This is a genomic window from Lysinibacillus fusiformis (assembly GCF_002845985.1).
GTDB classification, from domain to species: Bacteria; Bacillota; Bacilli; order Bacillales_A; family Planococcaceae; genus Lysinibacillus; species Lysinibacillus fusiformis_D.
In genome coordinates, this window is record NZ_PDFK01000003.1 from 71,376 (window position 1) to 88,778 (window position 17,403).

Below are 17,403 nucleotides of genomic sequence, written 5' to 3' on the forward strand. Positions count from 1 at the left end.
GTCATTTTTTATAAGTATAAGGAAACCGTCATTATTTTCATAGTGGCGATTATGATTATTAAAAAAAGTAACGCATAATTCAAGCCATTCTAGACAACTTTACAACACTACAAAAAAAGCCAATCATTCCACCAATCAAGAACATATAGGCAACTAGCATGGACATCGCTACTAAGTTATTTGTAAAGATTCTGTAGGCTCCTAATGTCCATAATGCCAAAGCACTAACCGAGCTAAGTATTACTTTATTCTTATCAGTCAAAAAATCACCTCCATTGTCTTTACTTGCTTCCTATTTTTCCATTTTACGAATATAAGCGATATGATGGCCCACCATTCAGCCTGCACTGGATAGCCATTGACAATTGACAGTAGCTGCTCCTCCTGCCAGTGGAGTAATATGTTTAACATAATGCCAAGAGAGTGTCCTCATCTCTAACTAGAAAAGTATCCGCATTACCATTGATGGGTACACTGGCATGAACTTGATTTTCCTTATACCTTTCATTCCAATAAATGAGATGTTGGACAATTTCAGCAATGCTATGGCTAGTAGCATCTGGCTTCCAAAATGCCTCTTTTTCAGATAGTCCATCCACTGCTTCAGAGAATGAGAGATACCACCTACGATCATTGGTATTCGCTAGTAATTGATCTAACAAGATGGTCTTAGCTTCCATCATCTCCTTTATATTCCCTTTTATTGAATAGTATAGCATGTTGGTCATATGCTTATAGATTGTTTTCAGAAAAGTAGAACAGCAATCTGTCATGTTATACTGATGGAAGGTTTCTTCCCGTAGAGGAAGACGGATCATCAATTAGGAGGAGTAAGCAGTGAGTATGACGAGGGAACAGCTAGAAAACCATCAAATTTGGATTTATGTTTTTTCTTTAATGATCGGTGGGCTATTAGGTTTCACAAATGAAGAATTCGGAGCTGCTTTAGACTGGATGATCTCACCATTAATAGCGATTTTAATGTACGGCATGTTTGCTCAAATTCCATTTTTAAAGCTACGTGAAGCTATTGCAAATCTTAAATTTATGGGTGCTTTATTAGTTGGGAATTTCATTGCAGTCCCAATGATTGTTTGGATCTTAACAGCATTGTTTCCGCAATCAGCCCCTGTTTTATTAGGCGTTTGTTTGGTTTTATTGACACCTTGTATTGATTATGTCATCGTCTTTACGCAATTAGGGAAGGGCAATGAGAAATTAATGTTAGCTGCCACGCCAATATTGTTTGTCGTACAAATGATGTTGCTTCCTTTGTATCTATGGTTATTTATAGGGGAAGAGATGGTAGGAATCGTTCAAGTAGAACCCTTTTTAGAAGCATTTCTATTATTAATCGTGCTACCGTTGATTATTGCCGTTATCACACAGTTGTGGGCTAAAAAGAACGAACGAGGTGAAAAAGTTTTAGAGAGTACAGCATGGTTGCCAGTACCGTTTATGGCACTTGTATTAATTGTGGTCGTTGCGTCCCAAATTGGCAAGGTCTACAGTGATTTCGATGTCATTGTACGTGTCATGCCCATCTATATTTTATTTTTAATTATTATGCCCGTGGTTTCCCGATTGATCGGATTGACATTCAAATTGGATACAGGAGCAGGGAGAGCACTTATCTTTAGTATGGGAACAAGGAACTCTCTTGTTGTTCTTCCTTTAGCACTAGCTTTACCAGCATCATGGGCAACTATCGCCGCAGCAGTAATCGTGACACAAACGATGGTGGAGTTAGTTGGAGAATTAATCTATATGAAGGCAGTGCCTCATTTGATATGGAGAAACAGAGAATAGTAGGCAGTAAAACACCGTCTATACAACGGTGACTCTCTAGAAATGGTAAGGATAAAAAAGGTTTATCAATCAGTAGGGTGGAAGAAACATAATGAACAATTCTTCAAATAAAGTATTTAATGAAGTACATATCAAGTTTTCGCTGTAGTAGAAGGAAAAACAGTGGGCTTTGCCAGATGGAGTATTGAATGCCGCAATTTGTACATGATGCTTACCAAAGAGATGGTCGCCTAATTAGCGAGATACACTTTATCGATCTTTTTATCAATTTCCTAATAAAAAAAGCTGTAGTGTTGTGACACGCTACAGCTTGGGGTTTTGCAACTTTAATGGAAGCTACTTCTCCACAATCCTCACAAAAGCGAAAAATAAATGGGGATCCTGCCGAATAGGGTCCAATAGGTTTAACTAGCATCACCAACTTGACCGGTTGTAAAAGAATCACCACCGCAAGCCTTACAAACCAATTTGTCGTTTTCCATAAAAAAGAACAGCTGAAAAATTACTTGACAGCTTTAAAAAGAGCTTTTCCCTTGTTGTATAGAAATCTTTCCCACCTAGCTAACAACCCATTTCCATTCTTGCCAATTTCTATTGTTAATGCGTGATTTTTATGGAAATCTTTGACCCGTTTATTATGTTCTTTTTGCCATTGATGCAAAGAATTATGTTTCATTTTCTAACCTCCTTTTAGTTACTTAAGTATATGGCTGAGTCGAATAAATTAAAAGTAATCTATATCATTTCTTCCTAGGTGTTATCCTCTATGGATTATCAATAAAGCATCATGTTAAATCAATTTCTAAAAGTTATTGAGAAACGATCATGACAATCATTCAACTTGGATTCAAAGTAGATGCATTTTTTCAACGAAAGGGCACATTTCTGGAGTAGAAAATCTATGAACACTTTATTTATAAAGCTTTACTGTTCCTTCCAAAAAAGTTTACATATTTCGCAATAAAACTCTTTGGCTTTATAATCTTCACTTTATGACCAAATCCGGCTAAAAATTGATAGGCATATTGATTTTCAGGCAATTCAATTGTTGCAAGGTAACTTCTTGCAGTTTCTTTTATAACAGCATTCTAAAAGTGCAGGATAGAACTAAAGAAGTAGTGGATAGAACGCTCAAAGTGGAGGATAGCCCTCAAATAGAAGGAAAGACTTCTAAAAGTGCAGGATAGAACTGAAAAAGTAGCGGATAGAACGCTCAAAGTGAGGAATAGCCCTCAAATAGAAGGAAAGACTTCTAAAAGTGCAGGATAAAACTAAAAAAGTAGCGGATAGAACGTTCAAAGTGAAGGATAACCTCAAATAGAAGGAAAGATTTCTAAAAGTGCAGGATAAAACTAAAGAAGTAGCGGATAGAACGCTCAAAGTGGAGGATAGCCCTCAAATAGGAGGAAAGAATTCTAAAAGTGCAGGATAGAACTAAAAAAATAGCGGATAAAACGTTCAAAGTGGAGGATAGCCCTAAATAGAAGGATAGAATTCCGAAAGTGCAGGATAGAATTAAAAAAGTAGCGGATAGAACTGAAAAAGTAGCGGATAGAACGCTCAAAGTGAGGATAGCCCTCAAATAGAAGGAAAGACTTCTAAAAGTGCAGGATAAAACTAAAAAAGTAACGGATAGAACGCTCAAAGTGGGGGATAGCCCCGCAAATTAGGCGGATAGCCTGTAAAGGGAAGGAAAGAATGCTAAAAGACGATAAAATAGAAGCTTTACAAATTGCAAAAATGAGCGCTATCCATAAAAAAGGATAAGCGCTTTATTTTTTTCTTAAACTTTTAAGCCCTCAAACTAGTATTTAACCTTCAAGCCTAGTAATGAAGCAAAACCTATCGCTTGTTCAGAAGATACTTCACAGCCATTTAAACTTTCAGGCGTTACTTGCAGTCTTTTAAATTTACATGTACTGATGTCTATCCCTTTTAAGGAAGTTTGAGAAAAATCAACATCATTTAAATCACTTTCATGAAACGCTACTTTATTTAGTAAACAATCATAATAATTTGCACCCTGTAGGGAGGTGTTATCAAATAATACTTGTTTGAAACGCACTTCAGGGAAATTGCATAAGTTTGCAATACAATTTTCAAATGAAACATTGCCAAGATTAGCTTCAGTAAAATTCAGCCCTAATAATTTACAGTTTTTAAAAGCCACTCTATGAATGATGCCTTCACTTAAGTTTGAGTTAGACAAATCACAGTTTTCAAAAATGACATCCGTTAGATCAATTTTTTTAAAGGTACAATTGATGAATGTGACATTTTTAAACATAACTTTAGATACAATGAATCGTTCAACTTCTTCGTGATCAATGACCGTATCAGCAATCATGCCATTTGTTAAATACGGTTCTTCATCATAAAAAATATCCTGAAAATTTGCCTTTTTGAGATTAGTAGGTATTTTTGGTGATGTAATTTGGAAATGGAATGACATATCAGCACACCCTTCAAATGTAAAATAAAAAGATTTTCCTATTTAGTATAAATGTAAATCTAAAATAAAAACACCGTCTATACAACGGAGCTTTTTGTCACCAACTTACTAAAAACAGAAGCTAGCACCTGTTGAAAGAGCATACCGAACACAACAGGCATAGCGACTTTACCTGGAAAGTATGTTGTGGCAACAATGACCCCGACAGCTATATTTCTCATACCGCCCGTAAAGACAAAGGTCGCCATTTGAGGAGCGTCTTTTAAAAGCGTCCGACCAATTAGATAAGCAAAAGCATAGCCTGACACAGCAAGCAAGAACACTAAAAGTATGACGAAAAATAGTTGTAAGTTTATATTTTTTAAATAGGGTGAGATTGCACTACTGTTAATCATGATGACCGCAAATAAACATAGCTTTGAAAAAGGAGCCAGCTTCTTGCCATACTTTTTAGGTATTTCGCCCTTGGAAAGCTCATTCACCAATATGCCTAAAATCGTAGGTAACACAATCATCAGCAATAAATTCACAATCAGTGAGGCTACATCCAATTCAATTTTTTCACCCGACACGATATAGAGTATGAAGGGAAGAATGAATGGAGCGAGTAACGTATCAATTAAAATAATCGATAAGCCTAACGGTAAATTGCCTCTACAAATATTAATCCAAATCACACTGGTTACACCTGTTGGGAGGGCGACAGCTAAGACAAAGCCAACCGTCAACAAATGGTCATCGAAAATAACGGTGGATAAAAAATAAGCCCATAAAGGCATCAAGAGATGAAGAAAAATGATGGAGAATAAAATGAGTGCAGGATGTTTGGTAAAAATCTTTACATCTTTAAATTTCATGGATAAGCTTCCTGAGAATGTCATGAATGCAAATAGCCATGACACAAGGAATAATAAATGATGTCCAACACTTTCTAAGAACACACCTACAATTAAACTTAATGGTGTCAGGAGCGCTATGTATTTTTGGAGAAATCTATTTAATTTTTCTAACATACAAAGACCTTCTTTTTTTTATCTGATTTTATCACATTATTATAATAGTAATCATGGAATAGTAGGAGTATTTGTAGCAAAAAAGCAGAAGGAATACTGCTGCCTGATGACTAACGTTTACGGGGCAGTTCACTTTGCCTTTTCATGGTCTTTTTGACATCAAAATGTTGATAAAGTGTTGAAAATTTGTTTGCCATATCCTTGCCCTGTAACATGAGGATCTAAAAAACATTTTCAGGCGCTTGCCATGAAAAGCTGAAAAGCCAATAAAAGAAGTATTGTGAAACTACAGTTGGATATCAAGATGGGAGAATACGAAGGGATTTTTTTTATCTCTTGTAAATCTTCTAAATTTGATAAAATCATGTGTCGCTCTTTTCATTGCTCCTTTGTTTTTTTATCACACTCCTTCCCTTGTTTTATTTTATAATCTTCATGATATAGCTCCACGACATATAAACTAGCATAGGTGTCACTCATTTCCATTCCCTAGCCAACATCTCATCATGAATGAAGTTGAGGGACATCATTTTTTCCATGATCATCTTAATGCTATCTAAGTATAGCAAAAATACTTCAATCTATGATACTTTAGTGGTAAATCACACATTTGAAGAAATAGTTTCCAATATTGATAAATAAATGTATAATACAAAATGTCAAAGGGATATGTAATAAATAGAAGGAGCTGATGTATACTTGCATTCACTTTATACATCAAGCTTAACTGGTAAGAAAGTTAGCAAGACAAAAAGCTTTATCATACATAATTTAGTCATCGTTGCCGTTATTGGCGGTCTACTTGCCATTACGATCGTTGGGTTCATAAATGCCAAAGCACTCAAACTAGAGAAGCATTACATCAGACTACTGATAGTAATCAGTATAATTCTCAATACAGCTACTATCATCTGCTATGCTTGCCTTCCTTTGTCCGCAGAAATGGATGTACTTATCAATCGATTACTTGCTGGGGTAAGTTATTTTATCTTTTTCATTATTCTAAAAAGGCCTTATAAAGAACATTTAGTATTTGTGGGGGGAACACAATCCTTGTACTGGTCAGGGATTATCTATTGTTTACTTTCCATCTTTATAGATGGTTTTCTTAGAGAAGGTGTCCTAGCTTATGAAGGAAGGAATTCATGTGCATGAACAGTGAAAAAGAAAATATACCTATGGCTCTTATTGAACATTATTTTGCGATTGGAAAGTACACAAATGTTATTCCCTTAGTGAAGCAGAGAATGGCTGAAGATATGGAAAATAAGGAATTATGGTATAAACTAGCTGTCAGTCATTATGCCATAGGTCAATATGAAGAGGCGTTAGAGCCATTTCATAGAGCATTTCAGTTTGGATATGATAAGGGCGTCATTTACTATTTTTTAGGCCGTATCTATATGGCAACGGAACAGTGGCAAAAAGCAGAAGAATCTTTTTTGGAAGCAGTACATAATAATCCAAATGATGCGGATGTTTATTCAGCGTATGCTATTTTGATGAAAATGACGGGTCATAGAAAAAAAGGCAGTTTATTATTAGAAAAAGCTCTAGCATTAGATCCTAACAGCACAGTCGTTTTACAGCTCTATTCACTTACCGAAATGACTGCAAAAAAGGAAAAGCACAATAATGCACTAGCACTTTATATGAATTCGACAGATAGTGAGTTCGCAAAGTTAATTCATCTTGGCTGGAGTGCTGACTTTCATAATCGATTTAAGGAAGCTAGAGAATATTATCGCCAAGCCTTTGTAATAAAACCTGAGGATAAAAGAATTTTATCGAACTTAGAGGAATTGGAAATTAACACGCACCCACTTTTGCTTCCCAATCGTATAGTAGAGCGATTAGGCGGCATTGGCTTTGTATTAATGATATGGATTATACTATGTATCCTTCTTGACAAGCTTATTTCCAATGATAACTTTGTCAATCACCTACTTCGCTTTTCTATTTTTTTCACACTTTATTATTTTATATCTATTCCCATTGTAAAAGGCTTAAGAAAATGGAAGAGCCTTAAATAAGGAAGGAAAAAATTGAAAAGGAGACAACTAAGGAATAATGGAACATATTTATCAACCTAGTATACTAAACGAAAATGAGGAACGAACACGAAGTTATGTTGTAAACAATTTATTTTTCGTCGCTTTTTTTGGTGGAATTTTTGCCATTGTAGTATTAGGTATGCAAAATGCTAAGTGGTTAAAGCTTGAAAAAAAATATATCCGTATATTAACGATTCTTAGTGGTTTACTAATTATAGGAAAACTAATCATGGTTTATGCCATTGGACAAGGAATCCTAGCGATTGATGAAAACCACATTAAGATTTTTGGACGAATTATTGCAGTGGCGGGCTATTTTATTTTTTTCGCCTTTTTAAATAAGCCCTATAAAGATCATCTAGCTGTTGGTGGACAAACTGAGTCCTTATGGAAGCCTGGCTTTCTAGCATGTATGATTGCTGGGTTTATAGAATACCTCGCTATGGCATTCTTATTAGCACTTTAAAAAGGAGCTTTATTACAGAATGGTTAACTATGAAGATACTGAAGTAAATGAAAATTATGAAGAGTCATCATTTGAAGTAATAGAATATTATTTTAAAATAGAGAAGTATGCACAAACCATTGAACTTGTCCAGGAGAAGTTGGATGAACATATTGAAAACAGTCGATTATGGTATATACTGGGTTTAAGTCATTTGGCTATGAAAGAATATGATCAATCTGAAGAGCAATTGAAGGAAGCCCTGCGTTTAGGGTATAGTGAAGAATCTGTTTACTTTGGTCTTGGACATGTTTATTTGGAAACAAAGCGTTGGAAAAAGGCTGAGGAAGCTTTTCTCGAATCATTACGATTTAATCCAAACAATGAAGGAGTCCTGGCTGATTATGCGATTCTAATGAAAATAATGGGTCATCGAATAAAAGCAAGACGATTAATTAATAAAGCACGAGAACTAGCTCCTGAAGATGGTTATGTAGTACGTAAACATTTTATTATAGAGGGGGTGACTAGCCCTAAAAAACAGCAAGTCCTCGCATTGGAACAATATATGAACTCAAATGATAGTGAATTAAATAAACTAGTAATTTTAGGTAATCACGCATTCCTTCATATTAAAGAAAAGGAAGCACAAGAATACTTTAGACAGGCCTTTTTGCTTAATCCTGAGAATAAAAGTACATTATCTTTTTTAGAGTTTTTTGAATTAGGGGGTTTTGAATTGGGACACCCACTCTTAGCACCTAATCGCCTCATTGAACGTGTGGGCGGCCTTGCTGTTGCCTGGCTGATTGGAATTGTCATTTACTTTTCATTAATAGTTCTAGAATTTAATAGCGCAGCAATTCTATTTATACAATGCTTCTTTGTATTCGTACTATATACATGGATTTCACTTCCTCTTGTAAAATTAATAAAAATATGGAGAAACAAAAATGGATAAAATAAAATGGTTACAACAAATGGTAGAGCAAAATCCTAATGATCCACAAGGGTATTTATGGCTTGGCAAAGAACTAGCTGATCATCAGCGTTGGCTTGAAGCGGTTCAATCTTATTCATTGGGTCTTTCTTTTTGCTCAGACGATGAGCTACGAAATGACATCATTCAGGAATTAACAAAGGCTAGTTTACAAATTCAACACTCTCCGAAGGATGCTAGCCCAGCTGGAATTGACGATGAAGACAAGGCTGAATTAGCTATCGTAGATAAGTGTCTAGACACAGTAACAGAGGTGGAACTGGATAATCAAGATAACATTCCTGACATACAGTTAGAAGATAGAAAAGTAAAAAACCTTGAACCGAAGTTTAGGGTGATTGATGGAGATGCACCTAAAAAGGCTATAAAAAAAATCGATGAAACAGTGACCTTTGCGGATGTTGCTGGTCTTGAGGATTTAAAAAAAACGATTAACTTACGTATTATTAGTCCATTTTATAACAAGGGATTGTTTGCAAAGTTCCGTAAAAAAGTCGGGGGTGGCGTTCTTCTTTATGGACCACCTGGCTGTGGGAAAACCTATATCGCTAAAGCGACAGCGGGAGAATGTAAGGCTAATTTTTATCCCGTTCATATTACAGATATTTTAGATCCCTATATAGGTGTAAGTGAACAAAATTTAAAAGCTATATTTGATAAAGCTCGTTTCCAAAAGCCCAGCATTCTGTTTTTTGATGAAGTTGATACAATCGGGATGAGCCGATCTCAAACAACCTCACACGTTCGAGGTATCATTGATACATTTCTTACGGAGATGGAGGGTGTGGATACTAACAATGATGAGGTTTTAGTGATGGCTGCTACCAATACACCTTGGGATGTTGATAGTGCTTTAAAAAGACCTGGTAGATTTGATCGACTCATCTTTGTTGCGCCACCAGATGAAAAAGCCAGAGAGCAAATTTTTAATTTGAAATTAAAGGGAAGGTTCGTTGAAAATGTTGATACAACCGTATTAGCAGCCAAAACGCGATTTTTCTCAGGTGCAGATATAGCAAATGTAGTGGAATTAGCTACTGAAAACGTGCTAGAAGAAATATTACTATCAGGTAATGAAAGGCCGATTACTACCGATGATTTAGTAATGGCACTACAAGAACTTCAGCCTTCTACATTAGATTGGCTGCGTACAGCAAAAAATTATGCCAAATACGCAAATCAATCAGGGTTGTACAATGACGTGGAAAAATATCTCCGAGCCCATGCACGTTATATATAAATGGGCACTTGCTCATTTTTGAGAACATTTCAGTAAACATAAATCCTCTTAATATAAACCTTCTAAACATTCATTGTTTGACAAAATATATGTTTAGAGGGTTTATTTACATATGAAAATATAATTTTCGGTCATAGATCAACCATTAAAGCCATACTTTACAGATGAAATAATTAATTTAATTATTATGAGGAACGTAGGCTTTATTAATATGTCTAAAGTGACGAAAGGCAACAAATATTCATAACTAGCTTTTCGTTTCCTTTAAATCTCGTAATTGTGTAATATATGTAAATAATAACATATTGGTAATGGGCATGGTGAAGAGTTTACTGGCAAAAACAAGCAGAGAGGAACTTATCTATTAATAAAGATTGCTCAGTTGCTGCTATTTGATAGTAAACCAAAAGGAGTTGTGTTAAAGGTTTAATTTAAATCAACGTAGAGTTTCGTTGTATGAAAGAAATCGGGGTGGAGTTGTGAGCGAGATAGATAAAAGAAATAGGCTAAACGAAGAACCATTTACTTATCAAATCACAAAAAAAGGGACTATTGTTATTTATTATAAAGGTAAACAAATTAAAATCGTGAAGGAGAACGAGGCTGAGCATCTTCTAGCAAAAATTCATAAAGTGGAGGGTCAAACAAAGGAAATCCAGTTATTGTTAGCTAAAATTACGGGTAATTTTAAGCGTGGTAACGAAAAATCGGGGAAAAATAAAAGAACATTTTGAATGGGCGGGAATAACTTTTTAATATAAGAGTTATGCAAATCTAGTATGAACATGCTATATCTAGTTTTCCTTTTTAAGGAAGAAGGTATGGGAGTTAATTCGAAGTTAATAAATGCACATAGTTCGACTCGCCATTTGAATCCAATTCCTTGACCTTGCTAATGTAATATTCATAATAAAAACATATTGATAGGATTGATTAATGGGAAGAGGAGAGGCAAATGAGGTTATGGCATGTAGATTTAATCGAGTATCTACCGAAAGGACAGCTACTTTCACAGTGGAGAGAGCTAAATAGCATATTTGCTAAAGAAGATCAGCATATTTTGATTAATTATATCTACGATTACCCTAAAGACGATTTGTATGTGTATACCGAAAAAGTCATGGAGGAAATGAAGAAGCGCGGTTATCAAATTAGAACATATGAAAAAATGAATCGTTACTTTGATGGCTTGGGACCAGTAAAGGATAGGAAACCGTTTCAACAGCATCATGATAAGGAATATCTTGAAATTTGTTTTTATAATTTAAAAGAGAAATATATTCGTGGTCAGAAGGATTATGCAGAGGAAATGTATCAGCAATTATGCATATACGTAAATGACGTGCTATAACTGGGAGGATCATTCATGTTGAGAGCGATTATTTTTGATGTAGACGGGACGATTTTGGATACTGAGCAAGCGATTTTACAGTCATTGCAAAGAACATTACGGGAAGAAACGCAAAAAGAGTATTCATTTGAGGCACTACGATTTGCTTTAGGTATCCCAGGGAAAGATGCCCTACAGAGGCTCAAGGTCGACAACATAGAGGCTGTTCATCAGAGATGGTCTGCGGCGGTTCTTGATTTTTCACACGAGGTGGCCGTCTTTGAAAATCTAGAGGCGGTCATCCAACAGTTAGCAAGAACATCGCTTCAGATGGGTATTGTGACTTCTAAAACAGCTCAAGAGATAGTGGATGAGTTTAATCCGTTTGGGTTAAGTGATTATTTCCAACATATTGTTAGTGCTAGTGATACGGAAAAGCACAAACCACATCCAGAGCCCCTTTTAAAATGTCTGGACACATTGCAGGTAGCTCCAGAAGAGGCTATCTATATTGGCGACTCTATCTATGATTTCCAATGTGCTAAGCAAGCCGGAGCCAAATTTGCCCTTGCCCTCTGGGGAGCCAAAACCACTACTGGATTTGAGAATGCAGATTACGTGCTACAGGAGCCAAAGGATATTTTGACACTCATTAGCTAAGAAAAAAACACCCGAACTATGACAAAACACTTAAGGTATGGAGTGTTTTGTCATAATTCGGGATTTTCATTGCTTACAATTCTTTTGTCCCCGTTCCTTCGATTGCTTATGTAAAAATTGGAGAAACCTTTCTTGCTCTTGCTTATTCTTCATCATTCGCTTGACCCGAGCATTACTTTGAAGGTATTTTCTGACATGTCGATTCGCAAAAAATAGGCTGCGGTATTGATCATGATGGTAAATGTCGTGAAACCAATCGTAGTGCTGTAGCCTTGCTATATTTTGATCAATTTTTCTTGTATGTAAAGTTGGTTGACCGACATAGGTATTTGATAAGAAATTAATAATAAATTCTAACATAAATCCACATCCCATAATGACGAATAAATTCTATCGTAATGGATGTCGTTGAAGTGTGCAATAGCAAAAAAATAGAAGGGACACTCGATAGAAGTGCCCCTTAGTAACAAATCGGGAGGTGCCATGTCAAACGAATTCGCTTAACACTACTATTTATATGATAAGATTACTTGGTTTTATAGACCATCATCCTGAGTAAGCTAAAATTTACACTTCGTATCGAAGAATGGCTGTTATCCAGTCTTTTACTAATCGTTCCCGCTGTAGCAGTGAGCTATCTAAAGGAAGAGAAAGACTTTGCAACTCTTTGGGGAGCAAGTGTATTTTGTGACGAATCATTTCATTGTCAGGTGATTCTGTATCGATAAATAAAAGATAGCGTCCGATTAAATCTTCCTTGTACATAGATGGAAAATCAAGAGCTTTTAATACACGTGTAGAAAATTCTACACCATTTAGGTTCACTTCAAAATGTCCCCGCACATTAAATTCACAGCGAATATGTGTACCAGGCAATCGATGTAGCGCTTGGACAAAAGCAGCTAATGTGTTTTCACTGATGAAATAGGTTTCAAAATAGTATTGATTCTCTGTATGAAGATTTGAATTAGCATCATATGTATCATATCTTATTTCTAGTGTGTCTTCTGCTGCGTCAGGTTTTTCCGTAGTGAGGTAATGCCGAACAATTTTTTTAATGGTGTGATGATCTAAGTCACATCCATAGCTGAGAATAGTTACTTGTCTACGTTGTGCTTTGGCGAATAACCACATTTCCAAATGTGCATCATCATTTAAATCCCAGCCATAGCGTGGGTTGTAATGGATACATTTACTTTTGCTCATGGAGTCCTCCTTTTTGCCTTGTCTAATAATATCATAAATAATTTTGTCTAATTTTCCTTATTTTTCTTTTTAAAATGAAACTTTTGGATTTTAAGTCTCGTATGAACTGGAAAATACTGTTTTAGGAGGTAAACATGGCACAATCCTTCTATGTACTTTGCTATTAACAGCCTGTACAGCAGAAAACGTTCAACCTAAAGATCAAATACAAGAAAAAAACGATGAAAATATTGTGGTGACAAAGGATGGCAAAATAACTTTTGAGATTAAGAATGATATCAACGTTCCATAAGAAAAAGTAGCTATCTTAAAAGATGAAATCCCTACGGCGTATGATAACATTCAGCAATCCATACATACTTCCTATGTGCCATCTGACAAGATAACTATTTATCTTAAAGAAGACGATCAATCATGGGGCTTAGCATCAAAAATCGAGTTAACTGGCGTTAAAGAAGATATATATCCACTTGTCCATGAAATGACACATTCTTTACTTGGTTATGGCAATAATTTTGGATCTGACCATGGCTATTTTACGCAAGAGGGTTTTGCGAGTTATATGGAGGATCAATATGGAAAAAATAAATTATATTTGAAAAATACATGAAGCATTATATGGATTCAGACAAGTTAATTCCTATTAGTAAGTTAATTGATCCAAATCAAGATGATGCCTATTTTCGCCCAAAACTTTCAAATATAAAAGAGAATCAAATCCTTATGGAGCTGAGCTACACACATGCGGCTTCATTTACAAAATATTTAATTGATACCTACGGACTAGAAAAGTTTGAACAGATCTACAATGAGAAAGATTTAGCAAAAAAAGTAGAGGAAGTTTACGGAAAGAATAGCGGTGAGTTAGAAAAGGAGTGGTTAGCATTTATTCAAAATCAAAAAGGATTTACTCATGAGGAAAAATTTAAGTCGGGAAATTTTTATGATATGAATACAACTCTTATTCAACTTGATCCAAAATATTTTAAGAAGGAATAATTTAAATCATCAAGCATACCCAAGTGCTCTTTATTTTGAGTTCCTGGGTTTTCTTTTGTATGCATGCGGATGAAATTGTCTATGTACTAAATGAACGCCCTGTAAAATGGACAGGACACCAATGATTCTTAATAATATATTTTTGAGCCATACCGTATCGTCAACCGTAATGGCAATCAACATAACCATAATCAATATGATTCCGAGTATGCCTTTAAGCATTCTTAGTATGTTGTTAAACGGTCTACCATGGCAAACCTCTGATACTTGAAATATAAAAGGGTCACTAGGCTGGTAAAGCGACCCTTATATAATGGTTAAAATGACTTTACACGGCTTTAGCAGCGTGTAAAAGGGTGTTCTAGGTGCTAGTTGGGATGATTAATACATGAAAGAAGCGCCAACGATAACTAATAAAATGAATAACACGACGATTAATACGAATGTTGATCCGTAATAGCCGCCACCGCCAGAGTCGCCGCCATAATAGCAGCTGTTGTTAATATTACCTACGTTTCCACTGTATCCCACTGAAAATCCCCCCTTTCTACAACATATAATATGTATCGATGCAGAAAGGGGAAATGGTATTTACCCTATGATTGCTTTTTTTCTTTTGATTCGCCAGAGATTCATATAACAATATAAAACATAAATAGAAAAAAACCCTTTATTTGTTGAGACACCTTTCAGGAAGCATGTTATTTGGATATGTTATGATTAAATTTGTGAAGAGATGTAGCATAGTTAAATGAAACAGGAGGACAGAAGATGGATAACCAATATTTCGCAGGTTGGGGCACATTGGCGTTGATAAATGCTGGGCTTGCACAAGGGAAGAATAGATCGGGGTTAAATTGGTTTTTACTTTCTCTTGTATTAGGTCCATTGGCAACACTCATTTTGTTGTTTGTTGAAAAGAGACAGTAATACAGTAAAAGCACTATTCTTATGCGAAATAGTGCCTTTTTTGAATCCCTCTATTCTGTTTTCAGAGCCAATGCTATTCAATTTTACTAAAGATATTACATTTTTATTTAAAATGGTGTCGAAACTGAGTATGCAATTAGAAAATGTTAAACATAGTATTGACAATCGATTTAAATTTGTAAAGTATGTTAGAATTAGATGCGAGATTTGATGGGAGGGCTTAATTTGGCTGCAGAAAAAAAGTTAAAAGTTTGTGAAAAAGGACATACCTTTTACAAAAGCACGGATTGTCCAAGTTGCCCTACATGTGATCAAGAAAATAAACCAACTAGTGGCTTCCTTTCAAAACTCAGTGCACCTGCAAGAAACGCTTTAGTACATGAAGGCATTGATACGTTGGAAAAGCTATCTACGTATACGGAAAAGGACATATTAAAAATACATGGTATTGGACCAGCCTCCTTACCCATTATGAAATCTTCATTGGAAGAAGAAGGCTTGTCATTTAAATAAGCGAGGGGGAAGACGAAGATGACAACGAAGGAATTATCACAAGAGCAACGCGAGGAACTAATCCATACTTTGCAAGTTCGTTTTGAGAAAAATACGCCTCGTCATGAAGGGCTTGACTGGGCTAATGTACAGGCTAAGCTAGAGACTAATATGGAAAAACTAGGGTCGCTCCATGAAATGGAAGCAACGGGCGGTGAACCAGATGTAGTTGGCTATGATGCAAATACAGACGAGTTCATTTTTTATGATTGTTCTGCGGAAAGCCCTAAAGGTCGCAGAAGTTTATGTTACGACCGTGAAGCATGGGAAGCCAGAAAAAATCACAAGCCAGAAAATACGGCGATGGATGTAGCCAAGGATATGGGCATTGAGCTTCTAACAGAAGAGCAATATCGACATCTACAAGAGCTTGGCAAATTCGATTTAAAAACATCGAGCTGGGTACAAACACCCGACAACATTCGAAAACTCGGCGGCGCCATCTTCTGCGACCGTCGCTATGACACGATCTTTATGTATCACAATGGAGCAGAATCCTACTACGCAGCAAGGGGCTTCCGTGGCTCATTACGAGTTTAAGAAATAAAGGCATGTGTTCGATATACAGTCGAGCACATGCCTTTTTCTATGGGAAAGGGGGTTCACGCTAGCATCTAATGCTGAAAACATAAGGAAACAATATTACATAAGAAGCCTTTCGAATGTCTAGTTATCTTACATTGTATGATAAACTAAAAAAGGAGGTGGAAAGTAATGTTAAATTGTTTGAAAATTATTTTCTCAATCATTGGTATTTCTCTCGCTGCTTATGGACTAATCACACGTGATTTCCAACTGAATTACCTCATGATATTGTTCTTAGGCTTATTCTTGTTCACTTTAGGCGTTCAAGAATGTCAAAAACAGAGAACCGTTTATGGGTGGTTGCTAATCGGGCTATTTTTATTTTCAATCTATGTGTCCATTCAAAGCTTTGTCTTGATTTAACGGAAGAAGTAGGGTTGTTTCAAGAATCAATCAGTTTGATTAAAGCAGGAACTACTTCTTCATTCAAATAATACATATCGTATAAATAAAACCTTCCTTAATCAAATCCTTCCAGTTTATATAAAGGTCCTTCATCTGTATGAAGTTCTATTAAAATGTTGACGTTTTGCATGGCATTTTTAATTCGATGTTCACAGCATGTCCTATTTCTTGTCTATTCCCTTCACTATTTGCCCCTTGTCCCGTCACCATTCATCAGGAAATGCAAACATTGTTACTCTGTTTTCACATTACACCCTACAAGTAATAACAAACTGAATAATAAGAACGTTTTGGTCCTTTTCCATTTGATTATATACATAATGTTGAAATTTTGAATGGACTGACACGATCCTCAGCGTTAGCTAGAGCGTGTAACGAGATGGAGTGATTTATGTTATAATTTACATTAATTACATAAAGAGGTGAGATAATGGGAAATGAAAAGTTAGTTTGCAAGGTTTGCGGTCGAGATACCTTTACAACTGGGCAGGTTGGGGGTACGACGAGTCAAGGTAATATAAGACCTATAGGAGCAATAATGGCAGTAGGGTCACCACTTTTGATGACTTTCTGTAAAAACTGTGGGGAAGTAGCTTCCTTTAAAGTGGTAAAACCAGAAAAATTTTAAATAATTGGTGAAAGAGCCACTGAATAGAAAGTGACTCTTTTTATATAGTGAAAGTTTCAGATTACCAGATATAATCAGAGAGTCTCAATAAATTT

General features: G+C 35.7%; 26 protein-coding genes. 16 read left to right on the top strand and 10 right to left on the bottom strand.

The window, feature by feature from the left end:
* Positions 1-79: 79 nt before the first annotated feature.
* Genes CRI88_RS11040 through CRI88_RS11045 form a run of 3 tightly spaced genes read right to left on the bottom strand, consistent with a single transcriptional unit; the run spans position 80 to position 683 of the window.
* A complete protein-coding gene (locus CRI88_RS11040) occupies positions 80-262 on the bottom strand; it encodes a hypothetical protein (RefSeq protein ID WP_036122686.1) in 183 nt (60 codons plus the stop codon).
* Positions 259-411, bottom strand: coding sequence for a hypothetical protein (locus CRI88_RS22820; protein ID WP_257982892.1), 153 nt, complete (start codon positions 409-411; stop codon positions 259-261). The genes CRI88_RS11040 and CRI88_RS22820 overlap by 4 nt, the downstream gene beginning before the upstream one ends.
* On the bottom strand, positions 405-683 hold the full coding sequence (locus CRI88_RS11045; RefSeq protein ID WP_080717072.1) for a DinB family protein: 279 nt from the start codon (positions 681-683) through the stop codon (positions 405-407). The genes CRI88_RS22820 and CRI88_RS11045 overlap by 7 nt, the downstream gene beginning before the upstream one ends.
* A 154-nt stretch (positions 684-837) precedes the next feature.
* On the opposite strand from CRI88_RS11045, the gene CRI88_RS11050 reads away from it, so the two are divergent.
* On the top strand, positions 838-1,809 hold the full coding sequence (locus CRI88_RS11050) for an arsenic resistance protein (RefSeq protein WP_080717071.1): 972 nt from the start codon (positions 838-840) through the stop codon (positions 1,807-1,809).
* A 502-nt stretch (positions 1,810-2,311) separates the two neighbouring features.
* On the opposite strand, the gene CRI88_RS22470 is transcribed toward CRI88_RS11050, so the two are convergent.
* The 4 genes from CRI88_RS22470 to CRI88_RS11065 all read right to left on the bottom strand — a co-directional run bounded on the left by CRI88_RS22470 (position 2,312) and on the right by CRI88_RS11065 (position 5,274).
* The gene (locus tag CRI88_RS22470; RefSeq protein WP_180957796.1) at positions 2,312-2,485 is read right to left on the bottom strand and encodes a hypothetical protein; all 174 of its coding nucleotides are present in this window, start codon (positions 2,483-2,485) and stop codon (positions 2,312-2,314) included.
* A gap of 238 nt (positions 2,486-2,723) precedes the next feature.
* Positions 2,724-2,849: a hypothetical protein gene (locus CRI88_RS23275; protein ID WP_445352026.1), complete on the bottom strand. Its 126-nt coding sequence runs from the start codon at positions 2,847-2,849 to the stop codon at positions 2,724-2,726.
* 764 nt (positions 2,850-3,613) lie between these two features.
* Positions 3,614-4,261 (bottom strand): pentapeptide repeat-containing protein, encoded by a 648-nt coding sequence (locus CRI88_RS11060; protein ID WP_036122676.1) that lies wholly within the window; start codon positions 4,259-4,261, stop codon positions 3,614-3,616.
* A 77-nt stretch (positions 4,262-4,338) separates the two neighbouring features.
* On the bottom strand, positions 4,339-5,274 hold the full coding sequence (locus CRI88_RS11065) for a bile acid:sodium symporter family protein (protein WP_036122672.1): 936 nt from the start codon (positions 5,272-5,274) through the stop codon (positions 4,339-4,341).
* Positions 5,275-5,973: 699 nt separating this feature from the next.
* On the opposite strand from CRI88_RS11065, the gene CRI88_RS11070 reads away from it, so the two are divergent.
* The 8 genes from CRI88_RS11070 (at position 5,974) to CRI88_RS11105 (ending at position 12,003) form a co-directional block, all read left to right on the top strand.
* On the top strand, positions 5,974-6,429 hold the full coding sequence (locus CRI88_RS11070) for a hypothetical protein (protein WP_101966609.1): 456 nt from the start codon (positions 5,974-5,976) through the stop codon (positions 6,427-6,429).
* Complete coding sequence (locus CRI88_RS11075) at positions 6,426-7,307, top strand: tetratricopeptide repeat protein (RefSeq protein WP_101966610.1); 882 nt, start codon at positions 6,426-6,428, stop codon at positions 7,305-7,307. The genes CRI88_RS11070 and CRI88_RS11075 overlap by 4 nt, the downstream gene beginning before the upstream one ends.
* A 37-nt stretch (positions 7,308-7,344) precedes the next feature.
* Positions 7,345-7,794 (top strand): hypothetical protein, encoded by a 450-nt coding sequence (locus CRI88_RS11080; protein ID WP_101966611.1) that lies wholly within the window; start codon positions 7,345-7,347, stop codon positions 7,792-7,794.
* Between the two features lie 19 nt (positions 7,795-7,813).
* Positions 7,814-8,734: a tetratricopeptide repeat protein gene (locus tag CRI88_RS11085; RefSeq protein ID WP_101966612.1), complete on the top strand. Its 921-nt coding sequence runs from the start codon at positions 7,814-7,816 to the stop codon at positions 8,732-8,734.
* Positions 8,727-10,013: an ATP-binding protein gene (locus CRI88_RS11090; RefSeq protein WP_101966613.1), complete on the top strand. Its 1,287-nt coding sequence runs from the start codon at positions 8,727-8,729 to the stop codon at positions 10,011-10,013. The genes CRI88_RS11085 and CRI88_RS11090 overlap by 8 nt, the downstream gene beginning before the upstream one ends.
* A gap of 479 nt (positions 10,014-10,492) precedes the next feature.
* On the top strand, positions 10,493-10,747 hold the full coding sequence (locus CRI88_RS11095; protein ID WP_101966614.1) for a hypothetical protein: 255 nt from the start codon (positions 10,493-10,495) through the stop codon (positions 10,745-10,747).
* Positions 10,748-10,968: 221 nt separating this feature from the next.
* Positions 10,969-11,364 (top strand): pyrimidine dimer DNA glycosylase/endonuclease V, encoded by a 396-nt coding sequence (locus CRI88_RS11100; RefSeq protein ID WP_101966615.1) that lies wholly within the window; start codon positions 10,969-10,971, stop codon positions 11,362-11,364.
* Between the two features lie 15 nt (positions 11,365-11,379).
* A complete protein-coding gene (locus tag CRI88_RS11105) occupies positions 11,380-12,003 on the top strand; it encodes an HAD family hydrolase (RefSeq protein WP_101966616.1) in 624 nt (207 codons plus the stop codon).
* A gap of 66 nt (positions 12,004-12,069) precedes the next feature.
* Here CRI88_RS11105 and CRI88_RS11110 read toward each other — a convergent pair whose 3' ends face one another.
* Both CRI88_RS11110 and CRI88_RS11115 read right to left on the bottom strand, forming a co-directional pair.
* Entirely contained in the window at positions 12,070-12,363 is a 294-nt protein-coding gene (locus CRI88_RS11110) for a hypothetical protein (protein WP_101966617.1), read from the bottom strand.
* 207 nt (positions 12,364-12,570) lie between these two features.
* The gene (locus tag CRI88_RS11115; protein WP_058843088.1) at positions 12,571-13,209 is read right to left on the bottom strand and encodes a hypothetical protein; all 639 of its coding nucleotides are present in this window, start codon (positions 13,207-13,209) and stop codon (positions 12,571-12,573) included.
* 367 nt (positions 13,210-13,576) lie between these two features.
* Here CRI88_RS11115 and CRI88_RS22825 point away from each other — a divergent pair, with 367 nt between their 5' ends.
* Entirely contained in the window at positions 13,577-13,819 is a 243-nt protein-coding gene (locus tag CRI88_RS22825; protein ID WP_257982893.1) for a hypothetical protein, read from the top strand.
* A gap of 8 nt (positions 13,820-13,827) precedes the next feature.
* On the top strand, positions 13,828-14,208 hold the full coding sequence (locus CRI88_RS22830) for a gluzincin family metallopeptidase (protein ID WP_257982894.1): 381 nt from the start codon (positions 13,828-13,830) through the stop codon (positions 14,206-14,208).
* Between the two features lie 381 nt (positions 14,209-14,589).
* Here CRI88_RS22830 and CRI88_RS11130 read toward each other — a convergent pair whose 3' ends face one another.
* Positions 14,590-14,739 carry a YjcZ family sporulation protein gene (locus tag CRI88_RS11130; protein WP_082673667.1) on the bottom strand — a complete coding sequence of 50 codons (150 nt, stop codon included), beginning with the start codon at positions 14,737-14,739 and terminating at the stop codon, positions 14,590-14,592.
* Between the two features lie 240 nt (positions 14,740-14,979).
* Here CRI88_RS11130 and CRI88_RS22475 point away from each other — a divergent pair, with 240 nt between their 5' ends.
* The 5 genes from CRI88_RS22475 (at position 14,980) to CRI88_RS11150 (ending at position 17,308) form a co-directional block, all read left to right on the top strand.
* Complete coding sequence (locus CRI88_RS22475) at positions 14,980-15,138, top strand: hypothetical protein (RefSeq protein ID WP_170829801.1); 159 nt, start codon at positions 14,980-14,982, stop codon at positions 15,136-15,138.
* 225 nt (positions 15,139-15,363) lie between these two features.
* The gene (locus tag CRI88_RS11135) at positions 15,364-15,651 is read left to right on the top strand and encodes an RNA polymerase alpha subunit C-terminal domain-containing protein (protein WP_058843090.1); all 288 of its coding nucleotides are present in this window, start codon (positions 15,364-15,366) and stop codon (positions 15,649-15,651) included.
* Between the two features lie 18 nt (positions 15,652-15,669).
* A complete protein-coding gene (locus CRI88_RS11140; protein WP_089932263.1) occupies positions 15,670-16,230 on the top strand; it encodes a DUF4256 domain-containing protein in 561 nt (186 codons plus the stop codon).
* 174 nt (positions 16,231-16,404) lie between these two features.
* Positions 16,405-16,638 (top strand): DUF3953 domain-containing protein, encoded by a 234-nt coding sequence (locus CRI88_RS11145; protein ID WP_089932261.1) that lies wholly within the window; start codon positions 16,405-16,407, stop codon positions 16,636-16,638.
* A gap of 472 nt (positions 16,639-17,110) precedes the next feature.
* Positions 17,111-17,308, top strand: a complete 198-nt coding sequence (locus CRI88_RS11150; protein ID WP_036122627.1) for a hypothetical protein — start codon at positions 17,111-17,113, stop codon at positions 17,306-17,308.
* The last annotated feature ends 95 nt before the right edge of the window (positions 17,309-17,403 follow it).

Bases quoted from the DNA above. Each gene is read 5' to 3' on its own strand.
- CRI88_RS22820 (WP_257982892.1), bottom strand. From the start codon at position 411: ATGTTAAACATATTACTCCACTGGCAGGAGGAGCAGCTACTGTCAATT.
- CRI88_RS11045 (WP_080717072.1), bottom strand. From the start codon at position 683: ATGATGGAAGCTAAGACCATCTTGTTAGATCAATTACTAGCGAATACC.
- CRI88_RS22470 (WP_180957796.1), bottom strand. From the start codon at position 2,485: ATGAAACATAATTCTTTGCATCAATGGCAAAAAGAACATAATAAACGG.
- CRI88_RS11060 (WP_036122676.1), bottom strand. From the start codon at position 4,261: ATGTCATTCCATTTCCAAATTACATCACCAAAAATACCTACTAATCTC.
- CRI88_RS11065 (WP_036122672.1), bottom strand. From the start codon at position 5,274: ATGTTAGAAAAATTAAATAGATTTCTCCAAAAATACATAGCGCTCCTG.
- CRI88_RS11075 (WP_101966610.1), top strand. From the start codon at position 6,426: ATGAACAGTGAAAAAGAAAATATACCTATGGCTCTTATTGAACATTAT.
- CRI88_RS11080 (WP_101966611.1), top strand. From the start codon at position 7,345: ATGGAACATATTTATCAACCTAGTATACTAAACGAAAATGAGGAACGA.
- CRI88_RS11085 (WP_101966612.1), top strand. From the start codon at position 7,814: ATGGTTAACTATGAAGATACTGAAGTAAATGAAAATTATGAAGAGTCA.
- CRI88_RS11090 (WP_101966613.1), top strand. From the start codon at position 8,727: ATGGATAAAATAAAATGGTTACAACAAATGGTAGAGCAAAATCCTAAT.
- CRI88_RS11100 (WP_101966615.1), top strand. From the start codon at position 10,969: ATGAGGTTATGGCATGTAGATTTAATCGAGTATCTACCGAAAGGACAG.
- CRI88_RS11105 (WP_101966616.1), top strand. From the start codon at position 11,380: ATGTTGAGAGCGATTATTTTTGATGTAGACGGGACGATTTTGGATACT.
- CRI88_RS11110 (WP_101966617.1), bottom strand. From the start codon at position 12,363: ATGTTAGAATTTATTATTAATTTCTTATCAAATACCTATGTCGGTCAA.
- CRI88_RS11115 (WP_058843088.1), bottom strand. From the start codon at position 13,209: ATGAGCAAAAGTAAATGTATCCATTACAACCCACGCTATGGCTGGGAT.
- CRI88_RS22830 (WP_257982894.1), top strand. From the start codon at position 13,828: ATGGATTCAGACAAGTTAATTCCTATTAGTAAGTTAATTGATCCAAAT.
- CRI88_RS22475 (WP_170829801.1), top strand. From the start codon at position 14,980: ATGGATAACCAATATTTCGCAGGTTGGGGCACATTGGCGTTGATAAAT.
- CRI88_RS11140 (WP_089932263.1), top strand. From the start codon at position 15,670: ATGACAACGAAGGAATTATCACAAGAGCAACGCGAGGAACTAATCCAT.
- CRI88_RS11145 (WP_089932261.1), top strand. From the start codon at position 16,405: ATGTTAAATTGTTTGAAAATTATTTTCTCAATCATTGGTATTTCTCTC.
- CRI88_RS11150 (WP_036122627.1), top strand. From the start codon at position 17,111: ATGGGAAATGAAAAGTTAGTTTGCAAGGTTTGCGGTCGAGATACCTTT.